The organism is Hymenobacter artigasi (assembly GCF_012275535.1).
Classification (GTDB): domain Bacteria; phylum Bacteroidota; class Bacteroidia; order Cytophagales; family Hymenobacteraceae; genus Hymenobacter; species Hymenobacter artigasi.
In genome coordinates this window covers 331,167-356,976 of the sequence record NZ_JAAVTK010000001.1, presented here as the reverse complement: position 1 = coordinate 356,976, position 25,810 = coordinate 331,167, and the positions used below count along the sequence as shown (strand labels likewise).

General features: G+C 60.1%; 19 protein-coding genes and 1 tRNA gene. 7 read left to right on the top strand and 13 right to left on the bottom strand.

The features are described 5' to 3' along the window. Positions 1 to 286: 286 nt before the first annotated feature. Positions 287 to 1,363 (bottom strand): acyltransferase family protein, encoded by a 1,077-nt coding sequence (locus HBN54_RS01410; protein ID WP_168671355.1) that lies wholly within the window; start codon positions 1,361 to 1,363, stop codon positions 287 to 289. A gap of 170 nt (positions 1,364 to 1,533) precedes the next feature. After that, positions 1,534 to 2,568, bottom strand: a complete 1,035-nt coding sequence (locus tag HBN54_RS01405; protein ID WP_168671354.1) for a putative sugar O-methyltransferase — start codon at positions 2,566 to 2,568, stop codon at positions 1,534 to 1,536. Positions 2,569 to 2,873: 305 nt separating this feature from the next. Between HBN54_RS01405 and HBN54_RS01400 the strand changes: the two genes are divergently transcribed. Beyond that, entirely contained in the window at positions 2,874 to 5,612 is a 2,739-nt protein-coding gene (locus HBN54_RS01400) for an FG-GAP-like repeat-containing protein (RefSeq protein WP_168671353.1), read from the top strand. A 103-nt stretch (positions 5,613 to 5,715) separates the two neighbouring features. Here the strand turns inward: HBN54_RS01400 and lysA are convergent, their stop codons facing one another. Further along, positions 5,716 to 6,954: a diaminopimelate decarboxylase gene (lysA, locus tag HBN54_RS01395; RefSeq protein ID WP_168671352.1), complete on the bottom strand. Its 1,239-nt coding sequence runs from the start codon at positions 6,952 to 6,954 to the stop codon at positions 5,716 to 5,718. Positions 6,955 to 7,002: 48 nt separating this feature from the next. On the opposite strand from lysA, the gene HBN54_RS01390 reads away from it, so the two are divergent. After that, a complete protein-coding gene (locus HBN54_RS01390; protein ID WP_168671351.1) occupies positions 7,003 to 7,542 on the top strand; it encodes a DinB family protein in 540 nt (179 codons plus the stop codon). 26 nt (positions 7,543 to 7,568) lie between these two features. On the opposite strand, the gene HBN54_RS01385 is transcribed toward HBN54_RS01390, so the two are convergent. Beyond that, the gene (locus HBN54_RS01385; protein WP_168671350.1) at positions 7,569 to 8,660 is read right to left on the bottom strand and encodes an NADH:flavin oxidoreductase/NADH oxidase; all 1,092 of its coding nucleotides are present in this window, start codon (positions 8,658 to 8,660) and stop codon (positions 7,569 to 7,571) included. A 637-nt stretch (positions 8,661 to 9,297) separates the two neighbouring features. On the opposite strand from HBN54_RS01385, the gene HBN54_RS01380 reads away from it, so the two are divergent. The 4 genes from HBN54_RS01380 to HBN54_RS01365 all read left to right on the top strand — a co-directional run bounded on the left by HBN54_RS01380 (position 9,298) and on the right by HBN54_RS01365 (position 13,790). Next, positions 9,298 to 10,209 (top strand): prephenate dehydratase, encoded by a 912-nt coding sequence (locus HBN54_RS01380; protein WP_168671349.1) that lies wholly within the window; start codon positions 9,298 to 9,300, stop codon positions 10,207 to 10,209. A 150-nt stretch (positions 10,210 to 10,359) separates the two neighbouring features. Continuing rightward, complete coding sequence (locus HBN54_RS01375) at positions 10,360 to 11,568, top strand: pyridoxal phosphate-dependent aminotransferase (RefSeq protein ID WP_168671348.1); 1,209 nt, start codon at positions 10,360 to 10,362, stop codon at positions 11,566 to 11,568. A gap of 99 nt (positions 11,569 to 11,667) precedes the next feature. Continuing rightward, positions 11,668 to 12,513 carry a prephenate dehydrogenase gene (locus HBN54_RS01370; RefSeq protein WP_168671347.1) on the top strand — a complete coding sequence of 282 codons (846 nt, stop codon included), beginning with the start codon at positions 11,668 to 11,670 and terminating at the stop codon, positions 12,511 to 12,513. Between the two features lie 206 nt (positions 12,514 to 12,719). Continuing rightward, positions 12,720 to 13,790, top strand: coding sequence for a chorismate mutase (locus HBN54_RS01365; RefSeq protein WP_168671346.1), 1,071 nt, complete (start codon positions 12,720 to 12,722; stop codon positions 13,788 to 13,790). A gap of 154 nt (positions 13,791 to 13,944) precedes the next feature. On the opposite strand, the gene HBN54_RS01360 is transcribed toward HBN54_RS01365, so the two are convergent. From HBN54_RS01360 to HBN54_RS01330, 7 genes are all read right to left on the bottom strand, one after another. Beyond that, positions 13,945 to 15,711 (bottom strand): T9SS type A sorting domain-containing protein, encoded by a 1,767-nt coding sequence (locus HBN54_RS01360; RefSeq protein WP_168671345.1) that lies wholly within the window; start codon positions 15,709 to 15,711, stop codon positions 13,945 to 13,947. A 225-nt stretch (positions 15,712 to 15,936) separates the two neighbouring features. Beyond that, the gene (locus HBN54_RS01355) at positions 15,937 to 17,670 is read right to left on the bottom strand and encodes a T9SS type A sorting domain-containing protein (protein ID WP_168671344.1); all 1,734 of its coding nucleotides are present in this window, start codon (positions 17,668 to 17,670) and stop codon (positions 15,937 to 15,939) included. Between the two features lie 252 nt (positions 17,671 to 17,922). Beyond that, positions 17,923 to 20,016, bottom strand: a complete 2,094-nt coding sequence (locus HBN54_RS01350; protein ID WP_168671343.1) for a M13 family metallopeptidase — start codon at positions 20,014 to 20,016, stop codon at positions 17,923 to 17,925. 134 nt (positions 20,017 to 20,150) lie between these two features. Further along, positions 20,151 to 21,509, bottom strand: a complete 1,359-nt coding sequence (locus tag HBN54_RS01345) for a M56 family metallopeptidase (protein WP_168671342.1) — start codon at positions 21,507 to 21,509, stop codon at positions 20,151 to 20,153. Positions 21,510 to 21,511: 2 nt separating this feature from the next. Next, positions 21,512 to 21,892: a BlaI/MecI/CopY family transcriptional regulator gene (locus HBN54_RS01340; RefSeq protein ID WP_168671341.1), complete on the bottom strand. Its 381-nt coding sequence runs from the start codon at positions 21,890 to 21,892 to the stop codon at positions 21,512 to 21,514. 134 nt (positions 21,893 to 22,026) lie between these two features. Continuing rightward, a complete protein-coding gene (locus HBN54_RS01335) occupies positions 22,027 to 22,452 on the bottom strand; it encodes a hypothetical protein (protein ID WP_168671340.1) in 426 nt (141 codons plus the stop codon). 62 nt (positions 22,453 to 22,514) lie between these two features. Then, complete coding sequence (locus HBN54_RS01330; protein ID WP_168671339.1) at positions 22,515 to 23,771, bottom strand: TCR/Tet family MFS transporter; 1,257 nt, start codon at positions 23,769 to 23,771, stop codon at positions 22,515 to 22,517. A gap of 448 nt (positions 23,772 to 24,219) precedes the next feature. Between HBN54_RS01330 and HBN54_RS01325 the strand changes: the two genes are divergently transcribed. Beyond that, a tRNA-Met gene (locus HBN54_RS01325) sits at positions 24,220 to 24,292 on the top strand. 59 nt (positions 24,293 to 24,351) lie between these two features. On the opposite strand, the gene HBN54_RS01320 is transcribed toward HBN54_RS01325, so the two are convergent. Further along, entirely contained in the window at positions 24,352 to 24,999 is a 648-nt protein-coding gene (locus HBN54_RS01320) for a class I SAM-dependent methyltransferase (protein WP_168671338.1), read from the bottom strand. 53 nt (positions 25,000 to 25,052) lie between these two features. Next, on the bottom strand, positions 25,053 to 25,787 hold the full coding sequence (locus HBN54_RS01315; protein ID WP_168671337.1) for a beta propeller repeat protein: 735 nt from the start codon (positions 25,785 to 25,787) through the stop codon (positions 25,053 to 25,055). Positions 25,788 to 25,810 lie beyond the last annotated feature (23 nt).

Sequence of the window (25,810 nt, the reverse complement as noted above, 5' to 3'; positions counted from 1 at the left end):
AACGATGGTGAATCGAAAATAGGTTGTTGAGCCTAAACCGCGACCATCACATTGTAAAAGGGCCAAAGAGAAGGCCACTATACTGAGTATGGTGGCCTTCTCTTTGGTCCTTTTATAACATATGTTCGGCCTACGCTGGTACTCCGGCCGCCACGCCAATCTACCCGGCCAGCAGGTCATCAAACGTCTGGCGCTGGCGAATCAGGCGGAGCTCGCGGCTGGCGTCCAGCCGTGCTTCGGCGGGGCGGGTGCGCGAGTTGAAGCTGCTGCTCAACTCGGTGTTGTGTTATTCCTTTGATAAATAGCTTTTCGCGCCAATTCGTATAAATCTTACTTCAAAATACTTATGAACAAAGTAACTTGTGAAAAGGGTTGCGATAATTGAAACAGCTAACAATAGCCCTTCTGGTAATACAAAGGAATGTTTGGACAAGATTTTAAAAAAGGCTTTTGCTACTGCGTACACAATAGGATGTAAAAGATAAATAGAATAACTAGCTCTGCCCAGAAATGCTAACCAGGTATCCAATAGCTGTGGTAATAAATACTGTGATTTGTAAAAGCTCAGACAAATTAGACAGCAACTAAGAGTGAAAAATACTCTGTTTATCCCAGTTACCAAATCTACGTTGATAGTGCTGCTAGGGTAGAATAACAAGATGCAGAGCCCCGTTAGACCAATGCCAATGCCTGTGTATTTCTTTAGAATAGTATTGCTAAATAACTTATATAGCAAAATTCCAGCATAAAAAAAGAATATTTGATTAAATGGGTTGGTATATAAGTGCCATTGCTTTGCTAATAGCTCATTTGGGTTGATAATGCGGAAAGTGAAAAGGATGTGGCAGGATAAAATGAAAAAGGTGATTATACCTTGTAAATATCGGTTTTTATTCATCCCAATGAGTAGAATAGGGAATAGTGAATAAAAAACTAACTCATTACCTATTGACCATGCTCCTGTTGCGAAGTATGTATTCCATTTAAAAAAACCAAAAAGGCCTGATAAATTCAATAGTATATCAGCAATTGCGGGTATTTTCTTAGATAGAGCAATTGATAATAACGTTGCTAGCCAAAGCAAGGGAAGGATTCTGAAAAGTCTTTTCTTAAAGAAGTCGCCTAAACTTGTCTTGGAGAAAGAGAGGCGATTATTATAAGCATATGCCAGAGTCAGTCCACTTAATATGTAAAAAATGGCTACTCCATAAATGCCGATGCGCCCTAAAAAACTTTGCGCACTTAATTCGCCTGTTGACCAAGTGGTATAATGATAAATCATTATACTTGTGGCAGATAGGCCGCGCAGATAATCAAGGTTGCCAAGCCTCGGACGGTTTGCAGGAAGTGAGAGGGGTACCATTTACTGGAACTTCGTTGACCTTATTGCATATGAGGGTAGTGGAAATCAGGATTTCACGGCATGCATTTCGCTGAAACGAGACAAAACAGTCTGTCTTGAATTAGTAATCCCGCGTAGTACTAAGGCCACATAGCGGGAGTGTCGCTGTAGTATATCTTAGTGCCTATAAATTATATATGCTTCCATACTGCTTGGAAATATCCTCCGGTTTTGGACATCCTTCTATTTGCCTCATAAACATCTTCCTCTCGTATTAAATCATGCGATTTAGCAAGCATGGCTTGATAATCTTCAAATCGGATTGGTTGCGCTACTCCCGTTGATTTAGTGCTTTCCTTGCCCTTTCGGGCTTGTAAGAGATAGACCCAAGCTGCGTCATCCTTTATATAGCTTAAATAGTTTGTTACAATCTCAGGCTCCATTTCACCAAAACTGGCAGCATTCCAAAATACATCGAATACAAACCCTTTGAGTAAGGGCATTTGCCAGTTGCCTAAGAAATTGATTTTCCCTTTTTTGATACCGGATAAAGAAGTCAATTCTAAGTTCTTTTCGGAGCTTTCAATCATGTCACTTCCAAAAACGCCAGACAGATACTGCTCGCACAAATAAAGCTGAGCTGGCAGGTCGAAACATAGAATAGTTAATCCGGGGTATAGCTTTTTCAGAATTTCAGTCTGATAGCCAGACCCTGAGCCCAGCTCAACAATGGTTTCATCACCTTTAAGGTCAATGAATTGCTGAGCGAAGCAGTATCGCAGATAGAAATTCAAAAAACTCATTGTGTATTTCTTGCCTTGAAACTGAAATACATCTTGCGGGTTGCCGAATTCACTAGCTTCTATCGACGTAATAGGCCGTGCTCCGATTAACTGCCCCTGAATGAGGCAATGCCTATAGGCCATTTCCTGTATGTCCTCTATTCTCAACGAGTAAGGCAGCGAAGCGCGGTTGTCAATAAATAGTTTTCGTACTAATTTACGGGCCGTCTTAACGTAGCTTGGCATCGTTGGATGATAATGATAAACTAAATCATTAAAACCAAAAGTGGAAAATAGAGGATACTTGCCGCTGCGTAATTCATTAATATCGGCTGTTTTTACCTCCTCAATAATTTTCTGTTCATAAGCACGCCAGTACCTGCCAACGTGAAAGATTTCCGGGGCTTTTTGATATGCAGCGTACAGTTTATCGAGATGTGTCATAGGGAGCAAAACTGAGCAGGCAAGTGTTCCTAAAAAGGTGAATCGGGTATGTTGTCAGAGTATTGTATACACCAAGTTGAAGTGCAAGAATAATCCTATAAATGAAATGATTCGCGCAAAGGTAACTGATTAACCAGTAACGAATCTTTGTCATGAGGCTACGGTTGGAGTGGCTTCTGCTTATTGTCTCTAGTTCAACAACCTGTTTTTCGTGCTAATTGTATATAATCAGGTACGCTTCGTGTGAGTTGTATAGGAGTTGTATTCCCTGTTATAGTACTATCTTTGGGGTCTGACTACTATTTATGAAAAGACCTTTTCTCTCCAGCTATCTACCGTTGATTGGGATTTTTCTGTGTTTGCTGGCAACCTCAGCAACGGCACAGCCTGTAATTACCAGCACAACGCCAACTGCCAACCAGCGAAATGTAGCCCGAATCAGTAATGTCACAGTTGGTTTCAGCCAGCCTTTGACAGCGGGTTCTGGGTCGTCTCTTCGGGTTTTTAGCAACCAGCGCGGCGGGTCGCGCAGTGGCAATAGTGGCACTACTGTGCTAACTGGCAATCAACTCACTTTTACCCCAACCTACAGTTTCCAGCCTGGCGAAACCGTGCAGACTACTGTCACCCAAGGTGCGCAAAGTAGTAGTGGTGTCTTGGCGCGACCACGTGTCTATCAGTTTACGGCGGCCACAACGGGTGGGAGCGGCATTTTCATAAATCGGAACAGTGTCTCGGTTGGAGACCACCCTTACATCGTTGTGACTGCCGATGTGGATGGCGATGGAGATTTAGACTTGCTCACGCCTAATTTTTACGGCAATTCAGTTAGTATTCGGCTAAACAATGGTAATGCTGTTTTCTCTGGTAATGTTGATGTTCCGGTAGGCAGCCAGCCGCGTGGCCTGGTAATGGCTGATTTGGATGGCGACGGTGACCTAGACTTTGCCACTTCGAACTATAGTGCCAATACGATGACGGTACGACTAAATAATGGGGCCGGAGGATTTTCAGGGGGAGGCGATTTTGGGGTTGGTGGCCGGCCACAAAGTATAATTGCAACTGATATTGACGGTGATGGTGACCAAGACCTGCTGGTTTCAAATGAATCCAGCAGCAACATCAGCATTCGCACCAATAACGGTAATGCAACATTCAGCAATGCCCCTGATGTGGCTGTAACCAGTTTCCCATTCAGTTTAACTGTAGGGGACATTGATAATGATGGCGATATTGACTTGCTAGCGGGTAATTATGGCTCTAATACGGTAAGTGTCAGGCTCAACAATGGTAATGGCATCTTTGGTGGTAGCACCGATGTTATTGTGGGGGCCTCGCCGCGAGGGGTAACAGTTGCTGACATTGATGGCGACGGCGATTTAGACTTGTTGGCTGCCAATGCAAGCAGCAATAATGTTAGTGTGCGCCTAAATAACGGTGCTGGCATTTTTACCGGGACATACAATGTGGCGGTTGGCAGCTTTCCGGGCAGTGTTATCGCGGCCGATGTGGACAGCGATGGTGACCTAGACCTATTAACCACAAATATTGTGTCGAACACCGTCAGTATCAGGGTTAATGATGGGACAGGGATTTTTAGTGGAAATTCTAATATACCGGTTGGTAGCGAACCTTACCGAGTGGCCGCCGCTGATTTGGATGGTGACGGCGACTTAGACTTATTAGCGTCTAACTTTTCGGGCTATACGGTCAGCGTATTAATTAACCAGCCCCCGCCACCGCAGGTACGCATCGTGGGCGATTCGGTGCTGTGCAACGGCGGACAAACACAGCTCACTGCCCGCGGGCCGGTGCCCATTGTGGCCTACCGCTGGAGCACGGGTGCCACCACGGCCAGCATCACGGTTTCGCAGCCGGGCACATATGGCGTGTCGGTTACCTTCAACGAAGGAACCATCAGCACCGCCCAGCATGTGGTGACGGCCATTACGCCCACCGCGCGCATTACCGGCGATACGGTGCTTTGTGGCGGTCAGGCGCTGCCGCTACTGGCGGTTAGCCCCGGGGCCCGCTCGTACGCCTGGAGTACCGGAGCCACTACTGCTGGAATTTCGGTGACGCAGCCGGGTACCTATACCGTAACGGCCTTGTTTGGCACGGGCTGCGCCGCAACGGCCCGTATCACGGTGCGGGCCCCCACAGTGCTTATCACTGGAAACCCGGTGCTGTGTTCCGGCGCTGGCGCCTCTACGGTACTGACGGCTACAGCCGCGCCGGGAGCCACCATCCGGTGGAGTACCGGCGCCACTACGACGGCGCTGACGGTAAGCCAGCCGGGTACTTACACCGCTACGGCCACTTTCCCCGGTGGTTGTACCCTCACGGCATCGCAGGCTGTGACCCGCCCGGTAGCTACCATCAGCGGCGATACGGTGGTGTGCGCCGGCCGGCCGGTGCAATTGACGGCAGCCCTGCCCGGTGTAGCCAATGCCACCTATAGCTGGAGCACCGGCGCCACTACGCCAGGTATTTCCGTAGCGCAGGCCGGCACCTATTTTGTGGCCGTGGGATATGGCGCAGGATGTGTGAGCACCTTGCAGCTGCGCGTGCGGGCCGGGTTGGTGGTGCCCACCTTCAGTCTGGGTGCCGATACTACCTTGTGTGAGGGCGAAGCCTTGGTGCTGCGAGCACCGGCCAGGCAGCCCGGGGTGGCCTACCGGTGGTCCGATGGTTCTACCGGCAGCACTTTGCGCGTCACGCAGGCCGGAAGCTATTCGCTGCAACTAACCGGTGGTTGCGACGTGCGCACCGCCAGCCGCCGTATTGACTACAAGGCGTGCCTGAACATTCCCAATGTGGTGACGGCCAACAACGACGGCCAGAATGACCAGTTCAAAATTCAGGGTCTGACCGGCGGCAACTGGACCCTTGAGGTATTTGACCGTTGGGGCCGCAAAGTATACACCACCACCGCCTACCAAAACAACTGGGGCGACCAGGCAGCCGCCGGCGTGTATTTCTATCTGCTCCGCCGCCCCGATACGGCCGCCAGCTACAAAGGCTGGGTGGAGGTGCTGCGATGATTTAAGTAGTCACGGGTCCCGCACAGTACAAGTAGCCATATAGCAAGAAGGCCGTCATGCTGAATAATCTCAGTATGACGGCCTTCTTGCTTGTGCGAGAGCTTTAGCCCGCTGCCTCGGCTGGTGCCTCAGCCACTACATCAATCTGCCCGGCCAGCAGGTCCTCAAACGTCTGGCGCTTGCGAATCAGGCGGAGCTCGCCGCTGGCGTCCAGCAGTACTTCGGCAGGGCGGGTGCGCGAGTTGAAGCTGCTGCTCATCTCGAAGCCGTAGGCCCCGGCGTTGTGGAAGGCCAGCAGGTCGTTTTCCCGGATTTCGGGCAGCAGTCGGTCCCAGGCGAAGGTGTCGGTTTCGCAGATGTTGCCCACCACCGTGTACAGCCGTTCCGAACCCTTGGGATTGGTGAGGTTGCTGATGTGGTGGTAGCTGTCGTAGAACATGGGCCGGATGAGGTGGTTGAAGCCCGAATTCACGCCCGCGAATACCGTGGCGGTGGTTTGCTTCACCACGGCCACGCTCACCAGCAGGTAGCCCGATTCGCTCACCAGGTACTTGCCGGGCTCGAACCAGCACTCCAGCGGGCGGCCGTATTCTTTCTCGAAGGTTTTAAACGCATCGGCCACCTGCACGCCCAGCGAGCTCACATCGGTTTCGGGGTCGCCGGGCTTGTAGGGCACTTTGAAGCCCGAGCCGAGGTCCAGAAAATCCAGGTCGGGGAAGCGGCCGGCGGCATCGAACAGGATTTCGAGCGAGCGTAGGAACACGCCCACGTCCTTAATTTCGGAGCCCGTGTGCATGTGCAGGCCGCGTACGTGCAGGCCGGTGCCCTTCACCACGCGCTCCAGGTGGCGCAGCTGGTGAATGCTGATGCCAAACTTGGAGTCGATGTGGCCGGTTTGAATCTTGTAGTTGCCGCCCGCCTCAATGTGCGGGTTCAGGCGCACGCACACCGGGTACGAGCCGCCAAACGTGGCTCCGAACCGCTCCAGCAGAGAGATATTGTCGATGTTCAGATTCACGCCCAGGTCCTTAGCTTCCACCAGTTCCTCAAATGTCACGCTGTTGGGCGTAAACAGAATATTCTCCGGTGCGAAGCCCACATGCAGGCCCAGGCGTACCTCGTTGATGCTCACACAGTCGAGCCCCGAGCCCAGGCTGTGGATGTGCCGCAGAATGGCCACGTTGCTCAGCGCCTTGCAAGCGTAGAAAAACCGGGTTTTATGACCCGAGAAGGCTTTCACCAGTTTTTTATACTGCCCCGTGATGGTGGCCGCATTGTAGACGTAAAGAGGGGTGCCGAACTGGTCGGCCGCAGCGCGCAGCGCATCGTTAATACCTGACATAATCACAAAAGTACGGCCTAAGCAGCCGCTCCGAATACGGTACAACCAATGAGTAGCCCAACGTTCCCCACTGCCCCACTGCCCGAAACCCGCGAAGCCTGGCTGCGCGGCCCGCTACCCGCTGTGCCGCCGCTGCTTCAGCCCGTGGCCCACGCCCTGCTGCAAGCCCGCGAAGAGCTGACGGCGGCAATGCGCGCCTTCCCACCCGCGCTGCTCAACGAGCGGCCCGGCGGCGTAGCCTCCGTGGGTTTTCACCTCCAGCACCTGGCCGGCGTGCTCGACCGCACCTTCACCTACGCCCGCGCCGAAGCACTTTCGGAAAGCCAGCTGGCCGCTTTGGCCGCCGAGAATCCGCCGTTGGCTATTGAAGCCGAGACGGTGCAGCAACTGGTGCAGCGTTTCGGAGCGCAGGTTGATAGCGCCCTGGCGCAGCTGCGCACCACCGATGAGGCGACGCTGCCGCAGGTGCGCGGCGTGGGCCGGGCGCAGCTGCCGTCCACCGTCATAGGCCTGCTGGTGCACGCCGCCGAGCACACCACGCGCCACCTGGGGCAGCTGCTGGTAACGGCGAAATGGGTAAAAATGTAGGGTGCGGGGGAGAGCCCCGCACCCTGCTACCTCTGCCCGGCTGCCGAAACCATCCGCGGCTTGGCGCGCTCGTACTGCGCTGGCCACGCCACCTCCACGCCCAAATCCTGGGCCGCGAAGAGCGGGAAATAGGGCTCGCGCAGGAACTCCCGCGCCAGCAGCACAAGGTCGGCCTGGCCGCTGGCCACAATGGTTTCGGCCTCGGCCGGTGTGGTGATGAGGCCTACCGCGCCGGTCAGCATTCCGGTTTCTTCCTTGATGCGCTCGGCAAACTGCACCTGGTAGCCGGGGCCCACGGGAATGGGGGCTTTGGGCACGTTGCCGCCCGTGGAGCAGTCAATCAGGTCCACGCCGCGCGTTTTGAGTAGGGCCGACAGCTGCACCGATTCGTCGGCGTTCCAGCCGCCTTCGGTCCAGTCCGTCACAGAGAGGCGCACGATTAGGGGCAGGTCTTCGGGCCATACCTCGCGGGTGGCGGCCACTACTTCCAACAGCAGGCGCACGCGGTTTTCGAAGCTGCCGCCGTAGGCATCGGTGCGCTGATTGCTCAGCGGCGACAGAAACTCGTGCAGCAGGTAGCCATGGGCCGCGTGCAGCTCAATTAATTTGAAACCCGCCGTGAGGGCCCGTTGGGCAGCGGCGCGGAAATCGGCAATCACCTTCTGAATACCGGCCGCGTCGAGGGCCGTGGGCACCGGGTAATTGTCGTTGAACGCGGTGTCGCTGGGGCCTACTACCGGCCAGCCGCCGTCGCTTTCGGGCACCATGCCCTCGCCCGACCACGGCCGGTAGGTGCTGGCCTTGCGGCCGGCGTGGGCCAGCTGCACGCCGGGCACGCTGCCTTGTGCCGCGATGAAGGCGTTGATGCGCTGGAGCATGGGCACGTGCTCATCTTTCCAGATGCCAAGGTCTTCGGGGCTGATGCGGCCCTCGGGCGATACGGCGGTGGCTTCCTGAATAATGAGGCTGGCTCCGCCCACGGCGCGGCTGCCCAGGTGCACGAGGTGCCAGTCGTTGGCAAATCCGTCTTCGGCGCTGTATTGGCACATGGGCGATACCACGATGCGGTTTTTTAGGACGACGCCGCGCAGGGCGAGGGGTTCAAATAGCTTAACCATGGAATAAATACTAGGGGAGATGCGAAGCTGGGTAAACCGGATTTTGGGCGTTTGGGTTATGGAGGGGCGTGGGTGGGCGCTGGAAAAAGGCCGTCATGCCGAGCGCAGCGAAGCATCTTTACCGCACAATGCAATCCAATCGAAGGGATTAGTGACTGCGGGCAAGATGCTTCGCTGCGCTCGGCATGACGTTCCAGTTATTCTGCTCCGAGCCCCGCAGTAAATTTGCTTTTCCCAAATCCGGCCTTACCTTGCAGCTGCAAACGCACCCAACCATGTTCCAGACGCGCTACTTTTTTGGCTATTATACTTTCTACGCCACCGCGTAGAACGAGCCGCCGTTTGTAGCTAACTCCCACAAACTTCTCCAGCGCCGCTCGTTCTTCGGGAGGCGCTTTTTTAATGCCCGGTTTTCCGATGACCACCCTGCACCACGTCTTCTTTACCTATTGCTATTACTACTTCTATCTGAAGAAGCCGGCCCTTTGTTGCCAGTGTTAACCACCACACTGCCTGCCAACAAAAAAGGGCCATCGCACAGCGAAGGCCCTTTTTTGTTGGGTTTAGGCGGGTATAAGAGAACAGGTAAGTGAGAATAATCGCCGCAAACGCAGAAACCAGCCAAGCACCAAGCACCATGCACCGAGCACCAAAAAACATATCTATTCAGGGTTTTCAGGGAAGCTTTCACGAAGTGGCGGCCCGGCAGTATTTCGGCGTGCAGCCGGCGCTACTGCCGTGCGCCACCTTCGGCGCGGTGGTGGCGCACGTCGTCAGCGGTACCGCCGATGCCGGCCTGATGGCCATGGAAAACTCGCTGGCCGGCAGCATTCTGCCCAACTACCTGCTGCTGGAGCGCCACGCCGTGCGCGTGACCGGCGAGGTGTACCTGCCCATTCATCAGCACCTGCTAGCGCTGCCCGGCATCACGCTGGCCGACGTGCGGGCCGTGCACTCGCACCCCATGGCCCTGCGCCAGTGCGGCGAGTTCCTGGACCAATACCCGCACTGGAAACTAGTGGAAACCGACGATACCGGCCACAGCGCCCAGCTTCTGGCCGAGCAGCGCACGCCCGGCGTAGCCGTGGTGGCCGGCGCCCCGGCCGCCGAGCAGTTCGGCCTGCAAATCCTGGCCCCCGCCATCCACGACGACCCGCACAACTACACCCGCTTCCTGGTGCTGGAGCGAGCGGCGGCAGTGCAGCCCGACCGGATGGCCGATAAGGCGTCGCTCTATTTCTGCGCGCCGCACGCGCCCGGCAGCCTGGCCGCCGTGCTGGCCCGCGTGGCCGCGCAGGGCCTGAACCTGAGCAAGCTGCAGTCGTGCCCCCGGCCCGGGCAACCCTGGCACTATGGCTTCCATGCCGATGTGGAGTTTGACGAAACAAGCCAGCTGGAGGCCCTGCTGCAGGATTTAGCCCCCGTGACGGAGGAACTGCGGGTGCTGGGAGCCTACCGGCGCGGCAGCATGGCCGAGGCAATGGGCGAGGACACTCCCCTCCTTACCAAGGAGGGGACGCCGGCGCGAAGCGCCGGCTGGGGTGGTTAGGGCGTTGAACGGTACCCGAACGAATTCTGCGCTACTGTCCGACAACCGCAAACGACATTCAACGCCCACAACCACCCCCGTTTTCGCTGGCGCGAAAACATCCCCTCCTTGGTAAGGAGGGGAGTTTGCCTAACTACTTAGCAGAGCCCCATGAATACCCCCATTGCCAGCCGCCTTGCCCACACCGGCGAATACTACTTCTCACGCAAGCTCCGCGAGCTGGCTGCCCTGAACGCGGCCGGGGCCAACATCATCAGCCTGGGCATTGGCAGTCCCGATTTGCCACCGCATCCCAGCGTGATTGCGGCCTTGGCGCAGGCGGCCGCGCAGCCCACCGCGCACGGCTACCAAGGCTACCAGGGCACGCCGGCCCTGCGCGGGGCGATGGCCGAATTCTACCAGCGGCAGTATGGCGTGGCGCTCGACCCGGCCACGGAAATCCTGCCGCTGTTGGGCTCGAAAGAGGGCCTGATGCACATCGGCATGACGTTTCTGGAAGCGGGCGATGCCGTGCTCATCCCCAACCCCGGCTACCCCACGTACCGGGCCGTGGCCGAAATATGCGGGGCCGAGGTGCGCGAGTACAACCTGACCGAGGCCACCGGCTGGCTGCCCGACCTCGATGCGCTGGCCGCCACCGACCTCTCGCGGGTGAAGCTGATGCTGGTGAACTACCCGCACATGCCCACCGGCACGGCTGCCAATATGCCCTTCCTGACGCGCCTGGTGGCCTTTGCCACGGTCCACAACATCCTGCTCGTTCACGACAATCCCTACGGCTTTATCCTGAACGAAACGCCGCCCGTGAGCCTGCTGGCCGTGCCCGGTGCCCGCGAAGTAGCCATCGAGCTGAATTCGCTCAGCAAGAGCCACAATATGGCGGGCTGGCGCGTGGGCCTGCTGGCCGGCCGCGCCGATGTCATCGCCAACGTCCTCCGCTTCAAGAGCAACATGGATTCGGGCATGTTTCTGCCGGTGCAGCAGGCGGCGGTGGCCGCCCTGGCGCTGGGCGATGACTGGTTTCGGGAACTCAATGCCACCTACCGCGCCCGCCGCAAGCTGGTAGTTGAGCTGCTGCAAGCCCTGGGCTGCCAGCCCGCGCCGGGCCAGACGGGCCTGTTCATCTGGGCGGCGGTGCCGGCTGGTTTCGCCGATGGCTATGCCCTGAGCGACGCCGTGCTGGCCGAAGCGCGGGTGTTCCTCACGCCGGGCGGCATTTTCGGGAGCAACGGTAACGGCTACATCCGGGCCAGCCTGTGCCAGCCGGTGGGGCTGCTGCGCGAGGCGCTTGAGCGGATTCAGAACATTAAAAAAGACCGTCATGCAGAGCGCAGCGAAGCATCTTTACCGCGAGAGTAAATCCTCATATACAACGAAGCGGTAGAGATGCTTCGGCAAGCTCAGCATGACGACGTGCTGATAACTCAACCCTAAACCCTCAAAATTCAACCCTTCTAAATGACCGTTACCATCATCGGCCTAGGCCTTATCGGCGGCTCGCTGGCGCTTAGCCTGCGGCAGCACGGGCTGGCGCAGCACCTCATCGGAGTAGAAAATAGCCTGGCCCACGCCCGGCGTGCTTTGGAATTAGGTCTGGTCGATGAAATCGAAACCGACCTGACGGCTGCCGTGCGCCGCGCCGACTTCGTGGTGGTGGCCGTGCCGGTGGATGCGATGGTGACGGTGCTGCCGCCGGTGCTCGACCTCATCAGCCCAAACCAGGTGGTTATCGACGTGGGCTCGACCAAGCAGGCGCTGCTGGCGGCCGTGGCCGGACACCCGAAGCGGGGCCGTTTCGTGGCCGCGCACCCCATGGCGGGTACCGAGCACTCGGGGCCGGAAGCGGCCATTTCGGGGCTGTTTGAGGGCAAAACGGTGGTGCTGTGCGACGTGGCTGCCAGTGATGCCGACGCCGTGCAGCTGGTCGAAAAGCTGTTCCAGGCACTGCCCATGCGGCTGCTGTATCTCGATGGGGCGGCACACGACCTGCACACAGCCTATGTGTCGCACATCTCGCACATTACCTCGTTTGCGCTGGCCCTCACGGTGCTGGAAAAGGAGAAGGAGGAACAGCGCATCTTCGACCTGGCCAGCGGCGGATTTGAGTCGACGGTGCGGCTGGCGAAGAGTGCGCCGGCGACCTGGGTGCCGATTTTCCGGCAAAACCGGCTCAACGTGCTTGATGTGCTCGATGAGCATCTGCACCAGCTTCAGCACCTGCGCGAGCTGCTGGCGCGGGAGGACTACGACGGGCTGACCGAGCAGATTCGGCAGGCCAACCACATTCGGAAGATTTTGCCGTGAAGGACCCGCTCTGTCATCCTGAGCATTCTGCGATTTAAGCAGAGACGAAGGGCCTTATCACCGATAAACGGTTTGCAGTAAACCAATTGGAGCAAACGTGATAAGGTCCTTCGTCTCTGCTTAAATCGCAGAATGCTCAGGATGACAGAAGAAATCAAGAATTAGAATTCAATCAACACTAAAAAAGCAATACCATGAACCCAACCATGAAATCCGCCCTCTTCAACCGGCAGCCCGACGACAAGCCTTACCTCATTTCCGGCCCATGCTCGGCCGAAACTGAGGAGCAGGTGCTCGAAACCTGTCAGCGGCTGGCCGCTACCGGCAAAGTGCAGGCCCTGCGCGCCGGCATCTGGAAGCCCCGCACCAAGCCCGGCGGCTTCGAGGGTGTGGGTACCAAGGGGCTGCCCTGGCTCAAGAAGGCCAGTGAGCTCACCGGCCTGCCCATTGCGGTGGAAGTGGCCACGGCCAAGCACGTAGAAGACTGCCTGGCCTTTGGCGTGGACATTCTGTGGGTGGGCGCGCGCACCACGGGCAACCCGTTTTCGGTGCAGGAAATTGCCAACGTGCTGCGCGGCGTGGACGTGCCGGTGCTGGTGAAAAACCCCATTCACCCGGAGTTGGAGCTGTGGGTGGGCGCCGTGGAGCGCCTGCAAAAGGCCGGCCTCACGCACGTCGGCCTCATTCACCGGGGCTTTTCGAGCTACGGCAACACCGATTTTCGCAACGCGCCAATGTGGCACCTGCCCATCGAGATGAAGCGCCGGATGCCCGGAATGCCGCTGCTCTGCGACCCCAGCCACATCTGCGGCCGGCGCGATACGCTGGCGGCCGTGGCCCAGCAGGCCCTCAACCTGGGCTTCGATGGCAACATGATTGAAAGCCACATCGACCCCGACAATGCCTGGAGCGACGCCAAGCAGCAAATCACGCCGGAAGTGCTGCGCGACCTGATTCAGAACCTGGTGTGGCGGCACGAAACCACCAACGAGCAGGAATTCCTTTCGGCCCTCACCGGCCTGCGCGAGCAAATCAATCAGCTCGACGCCGAGGTGATGCAGCTGCTGGGCCGCCGCATGGCCGTGGCCGAAAAAATTGGTCTGTACAAGAAGGAAAACGACATCACCATCCTCCAGACCAGCCGCTGGAACGAGGTGCTGGAACGCGCCCAGCGCCAGGGCGCCTCAGTGGGCCTTACCACTGATTTCGTGGAGCAGTACCTCGCCGCCGTGCACCTGGAATCCATCAGCCGTCAGAATAAAGTGATGGAAGGGTAGGCACCTGTCGTTGCGAGCGGGACGCAGTGAAGCGCGGCAATCCGTCCTGTGAACACCAGACGGTCTTTTACGCGACAAGCCCCGGCACTGCACAGTGTCGGGGCTTGTCGTTTAAAAAAGGACATATTGCGTCGCTGCGCATGCAATGACAGCGCTACTCCACCACCAGGCGGCGGGCAGCCATGGCCTTGCCGGCCTGCACCTGCACGGCATAGATGCCGGCGGGCAGCCCGGTAAGGCTCAGCTCGTGGCGCAGGCCGGCGGTGGGCAGCGTGACGGTGATAGTGCGCACAGCCCGGCCTAGGGCATCGCGCAGGGTGAGGATGGCCGTGGCCGTGCCGGGCAGGGCCGGCAACGTGAGCATAGCGGCCGCGTGGGCCGGGTTGGGGTAGAGCGCAAAATCCGGGCTGCTCAGGGCTGAGGTAGTGGCCGTGGTGGTGAGGGCGGCGGGGTCGATAAGGTGAGCCAGGTAGTTGGTCGACTGCCCGGCCGTGGAACTGGCCAGGGTCTGGCTGCCAAAAGTAGCCGTGTTCTGGAAATTACCGGTCAGGTACATTCGAGTGCCGCTCATGGTGAGGCACGAGGCAGTGGTGCTGGTAGTGCTGCCGCCGCGTTGCGACCAGTCTACCGTGGCACCAGGGCCATCGTCGTTCAGCCGTGCTACCAGCGCGCCGCCGCTTCCCGCCGCCAGCGCCGTGCTGCCAATGGTGACCGCGCTGCTGGCAAAGCTGCCCGCCAGATATACACCGCTGGTACCGTAGAGGGCCAGACCGGTGCCTTTGTCGTCGTCGGAGCCGCCGGCTTGCCGGCCCCAGTTCCAGGTGGCGGTGCTGCCGGCATCCGTCAGCGCGGCCACAAAGGCGTCGGTGGTGCCGCTGGTGCCGGCATTGGTAATCGTGTTGCTGCCCAGTGCCAGGGTCGGGCTCGAAAAAGTACCGGCCATGTAGAGGATTGGGCCATTCACAACCAGTGCGTTGCCTTGGTCGGCACCTCCGCCGCTGGCCCGCAGGGCCCACTGCCAGCTGCCGGAGGGGTCTGTGTCATTCAGCTTGGCAATGTAGGCATTGGAGGCTCCGCCGTTGGCTACGGCGATAGTGCCGAAAGTGGCGCTCTGGCCCCCTACCGAGCCGGTAGCGTATACGCTGGCTCCGTTCAGGGCCAGGGCATTCACATACTTGCTGCCCGAGCCGGTGATGGTTTGCACCCAGCTGGTGCTGGCGCTGGTGCTGCCATCTATCAGCTTGGCTACGAAGCCGTCGTAGGCAAGCCCAGCGTTGGAGCTGGCCCGCGAAATACTGCCGAACTGCGCCGTGGCACTGGCAAACTGCCCGCCCAAAAACACTTTGGTGCCAGCCACGGCCAGCGCGTTGACCGCATCCTGGCCCGTACCGCCGAATTGCTGCGCCCAGTCGACGGTGGCCGTGGTACCGACATCGGTGAGGCGGGCCACGAAGGCGTCGGTGGTCACCGAGTTGGCGCTGCCGTAGTTGGTCAGGTTAAAGTTGCCGAAGGCGGCGGTGGGGCTGATGAAGGTGCCGGCCACGTACACGCGGGTGCCGCTCAGGGCCACGGCCGTTACCTGGTCGAGGTCGGTGCCGCCGAAGCGGTAGGCCCATACAAAGGTGCTGGTGGCCTGGCTCCACTTGGCCACAAAGCCATCGGTGCCGCCAGCGCTAATCATGGTAGTACCGCCAATGGTGACGATACCGGAAAAAGACCCCGCCACATACAGGTCGCCGCTGAGGTTAGAAGTTGTGGTCTTGGTGGTCAGGTTAGAGTTGCCGCCGCCCACTACCAAGGCCGACTGCCAGTCGGGGGCCGGGGTTTGCGCCCGGACTGCCGTCCCCAGCAGCAGCCACACGGCCAGTAGCAGCACGCCCGCCCGCCGGCTGCCTGATATAAAATTAATAACGTATTTCATTTTAAGTAGGGATACGCACGGCAGTACGTAGTGCATCCGGGGAAAGTTTGCCGCCCAAAATACTTCCGATGCCGGGCATAAGGAGTGGTCGATGGTAAGTGGTTGGATAATGCTAACGACCATCGAATCAGGGCCCTATTTGCCTGGTCTGACGGGTTTGCTGCTTTCCAGTAAAGGTCAGAATATTTAATCGAAACGCTCGTTTAATGAGCTGTTAACGCTGTGTTATTCCACCACCAGGCGGCGGGTGGCGGTAGCCTTGCCGGCCTGCACCTGCACGGCGTAGATGCCGGCAGGCAGGCCGCTCAAATCCAACTCGTGGCGCAGGCCGGCGAGCGGCAGGGCTACGGTTTCAGTCCGCACGGCCCGGCCCAGGGCATCGCGCAGGGTGAGGGTGGCCGTGGCGGTGCCGGGCAGGGCGGGCAGCGTGAGGGTGGCGGCGGTGCGGGCCGGGTTGGGGGCCAGGGCGAAACTCAAGCTGCTTTGGGCGGCGGTGGTAGCGGTGAGGGTGGGGTCGGTGAGGGAGGCTAGGAAGCTGGTGCTCTCCGGGGAACCGCTAGGGCCGGGAATGGCGAAGCTGCCGAAGCTGGCTAGGGGCCTGGCCGAACCGCCTACCAGCAGCTGCTGGCCGCTTACCCACAGCGCAGTCGCATTATCGCCGCTGGTGCCGCCGGCTTGTTGGGCCCAGGCAAAGGTGCTGGTGGGGCCGGCATCGGTGAGGCGGGCCACAAAGACATCGGAGGCTACCACGCCGGCATTGGTCAAGGTGTTGGGACCAAACGTGGCCGTGGGGCTATAGAAGCCGCCGGCTATGTACACGGCAGTGCCTGCCACCACCAGGGCTTGGGCTTGGTCATCGCCGGTGCCGCCGGCCCGCTGGGCCCATGCGTAGCCGCCGGTAGGGCCAGCATCGGTGAGCTTGGCCACGAAGGTATCGTAGCCCCCGGCGCTGGTGAGCGTGGTGCTGCCGAAGCTGGCTGCTCCCGCAAAGTAGCCAGCCACGTACACATTTGCCCCGTTCACGGCCACGGCCCTGGCCTCGTCGCGCCCGGTGCCGCCGGCCGCCTGCGCCCACACAAAGCTGCCCGTTGCGCCCTGGTCCATGAGCTTAGCCACGAAGCCATCGTAGTTGTTCCCGCCCGGGCTGCCAATGCTGAGCTGCGTGCTGCCAAAGCTGGCTGAGGCGCTGTTGAAATAGCCCGCGAGGTACACATTGGTACCGCTGGCAGCCACGGCCCATGCGCCGTCGACGCCCGTGCCCCCGGCCCGTTGCGCCCAGACAAACGTACTGGCGGTGCCCAGGTCCGTGAGCTTGGCCACAAAAGCATCGGCACCCCCGCTGTTCAGCAGGGTTCGAGTGCCAAAGCTGGCGTCGGTGCCCGAAAACGACCCCACCACGTACAGGTCGGCCCCGGTGCGGGCTAGGTCGGTGGCGCGGTCGTCGGAGAAGCCGCCGGCGCGTTGCGCCCAGACAAACGTGCCGGTGGCACCCAGGTCCGTGAGCTTGGCCACATACGCATCGGTACCGCCCGCGCTGGTCAGGGCCTGTCCGCCGAAGCTGGCCGTACTCGAAAAATCCCCGGCCACGTACACACTGGTACCGGCCACGGCCACGGCCCCGGCCCCGTCCAAGTTGGGCCCGCCTATGCGCTGGGCCCACACGAAGGTGGATGTGGTCGGGCTCCACTTGGCTACAAAGGCATCGCTGCCCCCGGCGCTAGTGAGGGTGGTGGTACCAAAGCTGACCGTGCCGGTAAAGCTGCCCACCACAAATACATTGCCGCTGGCATCGGTCGCCGTGGCGCTTGTTCCAGAACCATTATAGCCTGCCGCTTGGCTCGGGGTTATGAGTGACTGCCAGGCCGGCACCTGCGCCCGCGCCGCCGGCCCCGCCAGCCACATCAGTATCAAAAGCGCCGCCGGGAGCCCGCCGCGCAGCAGAGAGGAAAGGTGTTTCATGAAAAGGAATGGTGTGCCATTGGTAGAATGCCGTTGTAAATATAGCAGCATAAAGAAGCCCCGATGCGTGGGCACCGGGGCTTCTTTGCGAATGATAATCAGGCATCCCCGCTGGCGCGCGTCTGCGACGCGCTGCCCACTGGTTCCGAGCCTGTGGCTCGGGTAAAGGGTCCGTTTGGTAATGGCTTCAATGCCCGAGTAACAGACTCGAAGCCAGGCGGCAGCGCGCTGTAGACGCGCGCCAGCGGTTGATTACCAAATCACGGCGCGGTCGGCGGCGCTGCGGGTCATCTTGCTCCCTTCGGGGCAGCCGAAGGCCTGCTGAAACTGCGGCATATTCATCAGCGGCCCGATGGTGCGGTACTGGCCGGGCGAGTGTGGGTCGGTGGCAATTTGCTGGCGCAGGGCCTCGGGGCGAATGTTCTGGCGGCGCAGCTGGGCCCAGCTCAGGAAGTAGCGCTGCTCGGGCGTGAAGCCATCGTAGCTGGGGCGCGGGCCGTTACCGTAGCGCTGCTGCAATTGCTTCTCCAGGGCCCCGTACACCACGGTGAGGCCGGCGAAATCGGCCAGGTTTTCGCCCATTGTGAGCTGGCCGTTCACGTGCACCGAATCGAGGGGGGAGAAGGCGCTGTACTGCTTGCCCACGATGGCGGCGCGCTGCGTGAACTCGGCCGCGTCGGCCGGCGTCCACCAGTCGCGCAGGTTGCCTTCGGAGTCGTACTGCCGGCCCTGGTCGTCGAAGCCGTGGGTCATTTCGTGGCCCATCACCCCGCCAATGGCCCCGTAGTTGATGGCATCATCGGCCTTGGGGTCGAAGAACGGGGGCTGGAGGTAGCCGGCCGGAAACACGATTTCGTTCATCGGCGGGTTGTAGTAGGCGTTGATGGTGGGCGGCGTCATGCCCCACTCGTTGCGGTCGATGGGCCCGCCAAACTTGGCCGCCTCGCGCCGGTTTTCCCACCGCCGGGCCGCCAGTAGATTTGTCAGGTAGCTCTCGCGGGCAATGGGCAGGGCCGAATAGTCCTTCCACACGTCGGGGTAGCCGATTTTTACCCGCAGCGCGTTCAACTTTTTCAGGGCTTCGGCCTTGGTGGGCGCGCTCATCCAGGTGTTGGTCTGGATGTGCTCGGCCATGCTGGCCTTGATGTTGGCCACCATTTCCAGTGCCTTGGCCTTGGCCTCGGGCGAAAAAGCCTGGTCCACGTACAACTGCCCGAAGGCCTCGCCCAGGCTCTGGTCCGTGGCGGCTTGCATGCGTTTCCAGCGCGGGGCCTGCTGCTTGGCCCCGGTCAGGGCCTGGCTGTAGCGAAAGGCCGCCTCGGCATACGGCGTAGGCATTGCCGACGCCACCGAGCGCACCAGGTGCCAGCGTAGGTAGGTTTTGAGGTCGGGCAGCGTTTCGGTATTCAGCACCGCGTTCACCTCATCGAAGAAAGCCGGCTGGCCGATGATAATATCCTGCGCCTTACCCAGCTGCATGCCGGCCAGCAGGCTCTTGGGGTCGAGCGCGGGGTAGCGCTGCTGGGCGGCGGCCACGGTCAGCTTGTTGTAGTTGGCCTGCGGGTCGCGCAGCTCCACGGGCGTGCGCGAGGCCTTAGCCAGGCGCGTTTCGATGCGCTCCACGGTGGCCGCGTCGCGCCGGGCCACGGCGGGGGCCGCGCCCAGCAGCTCAAATGCCTGCGTCATGTAGGCGCGGTAGGCGGCTTTCACCTTCTCGGTGCGGGCATCGGTTTTGAAGTAGAAGTCGCGGTTGGGCAGCGTGAGGCCGCCCTGGTTCATTTGTACGGCGTACTGGGTGGTCTTTTTCTCATCCACATCCACCCCGGCCCGGAAAAACGGACCGGCCCCCAGTTCCTGCAAACGCACGATTTCGGCGCGCAGGCCGGCCGTGTTGCGCACGGCGGCCACGCGGTCCAGCTCCGGTTTCAGCGGCGCGAGGCCGGCCCGGTCGATGGCCACGGTGTCCATGGCGCTGGCGTAGAAGTCGCCCACTTTCTGGGCGTTGCTGCCGGGGGCGGCACTGCGGTTGGCCGCCGCGTCCTCCAGAATCTTGCGCAGCAAATCCTGCGTGCGGTTGCCCAGCAGGTTGCGCGGCCCCCAGCTGCTGGCGTAGCTCGGAATGGGGTTGCTGCGCAGCCAGTTGCCACCCGAAAACTGAAAGAAGTCCTCGCACGGATTCACCGAGCGGTCAATGTCGGCCATGTCGAGGCCCACGCCTTTGGGGGCTGGGGCGGCCGTCGCTACCGGCGCGGCGGCGGCCGTAGTCACGGCGGCGGGCTTGGTACTGGTGCAGCCGGCCAGGGCCAGCAGGGCCGCCGTTCCGGCCGAGAGGTATCGGTTGTTCATAAAAGCAAAGCGTTACGTTACTGCAAAAGAGCAACAAAGAGCCCAAGTAACAGCGCTAGCTGCATTGGTAGACATGAAAAAGCCGCTCCCAGTTACGGAAGCGGCTCTTGCGGTCTGCGGTTTCTAAAGGGCCATTACGGCTTCACCACGTTGCCTTTTTCATCAAAGTAGGCGTAGTGCGGCCGGGTGCCTTCGGCCAGCTGCACTTTGTAGCGCACTTCTCCCGTGCTGGGGTAGCTCAGCTTTGTAACGCCGATGATGCGCGAGTTGGGGTGGGTTTTGGTGATGTAAGCCAGGGCAGTTGGCGTGAGCACATTTACCTCGGCCTTCGTTTCGGTGCCAGGCACCAGCGGGGCTACTTTGGCAATTTTGTCGTTCAGCGTCCGCACCTCCGCCGAGTTTTCGTAGGCCTTGGTAACCACGACAATCACGCCGCCCGTCGCCGAGCCAAATACCTTACGGGCCGTTTCGGCCTTCAGCACGTTCATGAAAACAATGCTTTGGGGGTCGAGGGCATCTACCGCTGCCTTGTCGCTCAGCTTGCCATCGAGGTAGTACACGGCCGGGCCGGGCGCAATGGTTTGGGCGGCCGGCGCGGCGGCAGCGGGCGATAGTGCCGCGTCCACGCCCACGGCCAGGCCCAACGCCAGCGGCAGGGCCAGCAAATAGCGCCCGGTCTGGGCCAATGCGGAAGCCGGAGAATTCATCATAAGTACACGGTTTTTGAGGGTTGGAAATGTGAAAGAGGAAACAAGGGAAGGCACTGCCGCCGCGTGGCTGAGGCGCAGCAGGCTGTATTGGTAAGCGCGGCGGTCAACTAGGCCGGTTTTAAGCACGGCCTCATCGGCCAGGTATTCGAGGTTGTCGAGCAGTGCGCGGCGCAGCAGCCACGCCGCCGGGTTGCACCAGGCCATTGCCTGGGCTAAGTGGGCCAGCAGCACATCCAGGGTGTGCCACTGGCGCACGTGCACCTGCTCGTGGCGCAGCACGGCAGCCAGCTCGGGGGCGGGGTGCTGGTCGGGGTTCAGGTAAATGGTTTGCCAGAAGGAAAACGGGCTGACGGCCTCCGCCAGCGCCCGCACCGGCAGGCCGTGGGCTACCGCCGGCCGCGTCCGTGCCCGCAGCCGCCATAGTGCCAGCAGCTGCCCCAGCAGCCGGGCCAGCAGCACGGCCGTGCCCGCCGCATACAAGGCCACTCCCACGGCGGCCCAATCTACCGCTGGGGCCACGGGCACCACCGGAGCGGCACCGGGGGCGGCCCCCGTAGTCCCCACCAACGCAAAGACTCCGGTGGGAGTGGCCTCGGCCGGCAGCAGCGCCGGCAGGGGCAGGGCCGGGTATCCGGCCGCAAACAGCAGCGCGAACACCAGATAAGCCCGGTTTAAATTGAAAAACGTGAGCCGCCGCAGCAGCCCGAAATACGCCGCCGCAAAGAGCAGCAGCGCCACGTTAGCCTTCAGCAAATACAGCAGAATGGGTGTCGACGGCGACATGGCTAGTCCTCCTTTTTGCTTTCGATGAGCTTGATAATCTCCTGCAAATCGGCGGCGCTCACCTTGTTTTCCTGCGCGAAAAACGACACCAAGTCTTTGTAGGAGTTTTGGAAATGCTGCTTTACCAGCGTGCCCAGCGAACGGCGCTGGTAGTCGTCGGCCGTCACCAGGGGTACGAAGCGGTAGGAGTTGCCCAGCTTTTCGCTGCGCACGTAGCCCTTGCGCTCCAGATTGCGCAGGGTGCTGGCCAGCGTGGTGTAGGGCGGCGGCGGCGCGGGCAGGCCGTCGAGCACGTCTTTCACAAAGCCGCCGGCGGGCAGCGGCCAGAGCACGCGCAGGGCGTCTTCTTCGGGTTGGGTGAGGCGTTCGAGGGGCGTGGCCATAAGGAGTAATACGATTGTGTCGTAAATCTACGAAAATTTCGTAATTATGAAATGACTGGTACTGAAAAAAGATTTCCGGTAAAGCAAAAACCCCTTTTTCGAGCTGAAAAAGGGGTTTTGTAAGCTGAAAAAAATTAGCGGAGTCCGCTCTGCTGCGTTTGCAGCCAGCGAATGGCTTCGCCCTCATCGCCAAAAAACGAGATGGCGAAGGGCTTGCCGTCATAGGCCTCGGCCGATATGTAGCCGGGCTGCTGCAGGATGGCCTCGTGCAAAGTAGGTCCCACCAGGTAGGCTACAAACAGCCGGCCGCCCAGCCGCCGGGCCATGCCGGGAAAAAAGTCGTTGAGCAGCCAGGCCGTCGTCTGCGGGTCGTTGAGGGTGCGGCGGCGGATATCCTGGAGCCAGAACCGGCAGTTTTCTGCCAGCGCCACGGTCTCAACGTGCTGATACACCGCCGGAAGTTCGGGCTGCACTGGCTGATACGCCCAGCGGCCCACCAGAATGCCCAAATCGGGGCGGTGACCAAGCTGAAGCAGCGACTGCGGAGGTTCGGGTATCATGGGCGAAGAGATTGAGCCGTAAAGTAAGGCCCTCCGGCGGTTGCGGCAGGGCAGTTGGGCGGCTAGTGCGCCGGTATCGCCTCCGCCACAGTTGTGCCAGTGGCCACCGGTGGATGCTTTTTGAGCGAATACACGGCCAGCGCCACGCTGCCCAGCGCCAGCACTGCCCCCAGCATGAAGGGTGCCCCCGGAAAATAAACCGGGGCCCCTTTGCGGGTAAATTCGCCAAACAAGTAGCTCATCATCAAGGGCCCCACCACGCCCGTTACGCTAATCAGGCTGGTGAGGGCGCCCTGCAGCTCGCCCTGTTCAGTGGCCGGCACCTGACCCGAAATAGTGCTTTGCAGCGCCGGCCCCGCAATGCCGCCCAGGCAATAGGGGGCAATGAAAACGAGCATCAGCCAGCCCTGGGAGGCGAAGGCAAACAGCACGAAGCCCACCGTGTAGCACAGCAGCCCGATAACGATGGCCCGGGCCGCGCCCAGCTTCGGAATGGCCACCCGCACCAGGCCACCCTGCACCAGCCCTGTGCACAGCCCCACCACGGCCAGCGAAATGCCCACCAGCCGCTCGGTCCAGCCAAACTTAAGCATGGTGTAAAACGTCCATACCGACTGGGTGGCCGAGCCCGCCAGGTACAGCAGCACCAGCGCGGCCACCAGGCCCAGCGTGGCGGGGTACTTGCCCAGCCGCAGCAGCGAGGCCACAGGATTGGCCCGCCGCCACTGAAACGGCCGGCGCTTGTCGGGAGCCAGCGACTCGGGCAGCACAAAAAAGCCGTACAGGAAATTGCACAGGCTCAGCCCTGCCGCCACCATAAACGGCACCCGCGCCCCGTAGCCGGCCAGCAGCCCGCCAATGGCCGGCCCAATGATGAAACCAATGCCAAATGCCGCGCCCACCATCCCAAAGTTCTGGGCCCGCTTTTCGGGCGTGCTGATGTCGGCAATGTAGGCCGTGGCCGTGGTAAAGCTGGCCCCCGTGATGCCCGCCACCACGCGCCCCACAAACAGCCAAGCCAGCGTGGGCGCAAAACTCAGGAATACGTAGTCGAGCCCCAGGCCCAGCAGCGCGGCCAGCAGCACCGGCCGCCGCCCCAGCTTATCGCTGAGCCCGCCCACCACCGGCGCGAAGCAAAACTGCGCCGCCGCGTAGGCAAACGTCAGCCAGCCCGAGTATATCGCCGCCCGGCTCAGCCCCTCGCCCGTGAGCTGCTGAATGAGCTTGGGCACCACCGGAATGATGATGCCCAGCCCGATAACATCAATCAGGATGGTGATGAAAATGAAGCCCAGGGCGGGCGAGCGTTTATCAGACATAAGCAAACAGGCAAATAAGCCGCCGGGCGGCGGGGTGGGAGGGCAAAGGTCCGCACAAAGCCGGCTCCCCGGTTCCGGCCGGCCAACTGCCGCGCAATTTCGCGGGCTTTTCGTTCGATATATGTACTGCGCCGCCGGGTGTGTCTCCTGCATGGGCCGCTGCCCACGCTGCTGGTGCCATATAGCTGCCGCCTCCTGGTATTTTGTGGAAGCACCATTGGACCGGCTCAAAAAACGCTTCCGGTACCGCAAGGCTTCTCAGGCGGTGGTTGCCGCCCATTAGCCAGCCGCAAAGACTGTAGTTGAATTTTTTTGTGAGGGCTTAACCTTCGGATAACCAGACTGCCACCCATGTATTGGTCGGGTAAATGCCCCCGGCATAGCAGAAATGCAGCTGGCCGGCTTGTATCGGCCAAAAACTTGTGCTACCTTTGCAGCACCAAAACAGTGCGGGGTGGAGCAGTTGGTAGCTCGTTGGGCTCATAACCCAAAGGTCACTGGTTCGAGTCCAGTCCCCGCTACCTAAGAAAAGGCCGTTTTCCACATGGAAAACGGCCTTTTTCTTTTTCCTGCCATTATATCACGGCATGAGCCCGGCGTTGGTCCGGGCCACCACGGCAAACAACGGGTCGGAATGGCCGGGCGGCTGCGGGCTGCGGTCGAGTAGCTCAATGGCGTGCCAACCGCCCGCGGCCAGTAAATACTGACGCACCAGGGCCAGGTGGCCGCGGTCGTCGAGGGCGTGCCAGGCGGCCACGGCTTTGCTGGGAAAGCAGCGGTTGGAGAAGGTGATGACCAACGGGGCCCCGGGGCGCAGCACGCGGGCCAGCTCGCGCAACACAGCTACTGGCTGGGTCAGGTAGTCGATGGATACGCAGATAGCGGCACCGTCGAATTGCTGGTCGGCGAAAGGCAGGGTGGGTTGCGCGTTCAGGTCCTGCACCACGAGGTCGTTGAGGCGCGGGTTGGCGCTAAGCTCGGCGGCGTTCATGCCCAGGCCCACCACGCGGCGGTAGGCAACATCGGCCGGCAGGTGGCTCACCCAGCTGCTCATCAAATCGAGCAGCGTGCTGTCGGGTACGAAGTACTCGCGGTAGAGCTGGGTGACGGCGGCAATGGCCGCGTCGTCGATGTGCGTGACGAAGCGTGGGTGGTGGTAAAATTCCGCGTCGGGGGTTTCGTCCTGGCGTTGGAAGGCGCTGGCGGGTAAGGAGTTATTTGGGTCCATGAGACTTGATTACGCAGGCATTTCTCGTTGGTGGGAGCTTCTGCGCAGAGAACCTACGGGCGTGGCCGGCGCGAGATGTAGACCACCGCCGGGCGGCCCATCGTGGGGTCGATGGCCTTGCCGGTGGTCGTATCGAAGCGGAGGCCGGAGGCGGCTACGTATAGCCGCTGTTGCGCATCGAGGTACAGGCCTTTCAGGTAGTGGCCGGCCGGAAGGCGCATTTTGGTTTGGCCGGTTGCGTCGGTCCGCAGTAGGTCGGAGGCCACTACCAGACGGCTCGTGGAGTTAGCTATGGGCTCGGTATTTTCCCGGGTGCGGTACGTAATGCCGGCGGCTTCTACCCGGCCAAAGGGCTGGCTGAGGTTATGGTATTTCTCATAGCCGCGGGGGAGGATGTTAATATACGCCCACGTTTTGCCAAGGTCAGTAGTGAAATAGTCGACGTAGGAGGCCGTTTTTTCGCCCTGGGCATCGGTACGGTAGTTACTGAGGGCGAAAAGGGTATCGTTGCGCGACACAAAGCCATAGGTGGTACTGTAAAAATTCTTTCGCTCCTGCCAGGTTTTGCCTTGGTCAGAAGTTGAGAAAATGTGTGCTTTCGTCGAAACCAGCAAGGTTTTATCAATGTCACCCCAAATGGAATACGCTTCATCGCCAGAAAAAACGGTCTTGATTTCCAGTTTTATCCAGTCTGGGTCTTCGGTTTCGCGGGGCGTTATCTCGGGGTCTTTTTTCTGGCAGGCCACCGCGAGTAGCCCGGCGGCGAGAAGGAGAAAAGGGCGTTTCATCGCGTTAGGGCTTGGGGCGAATT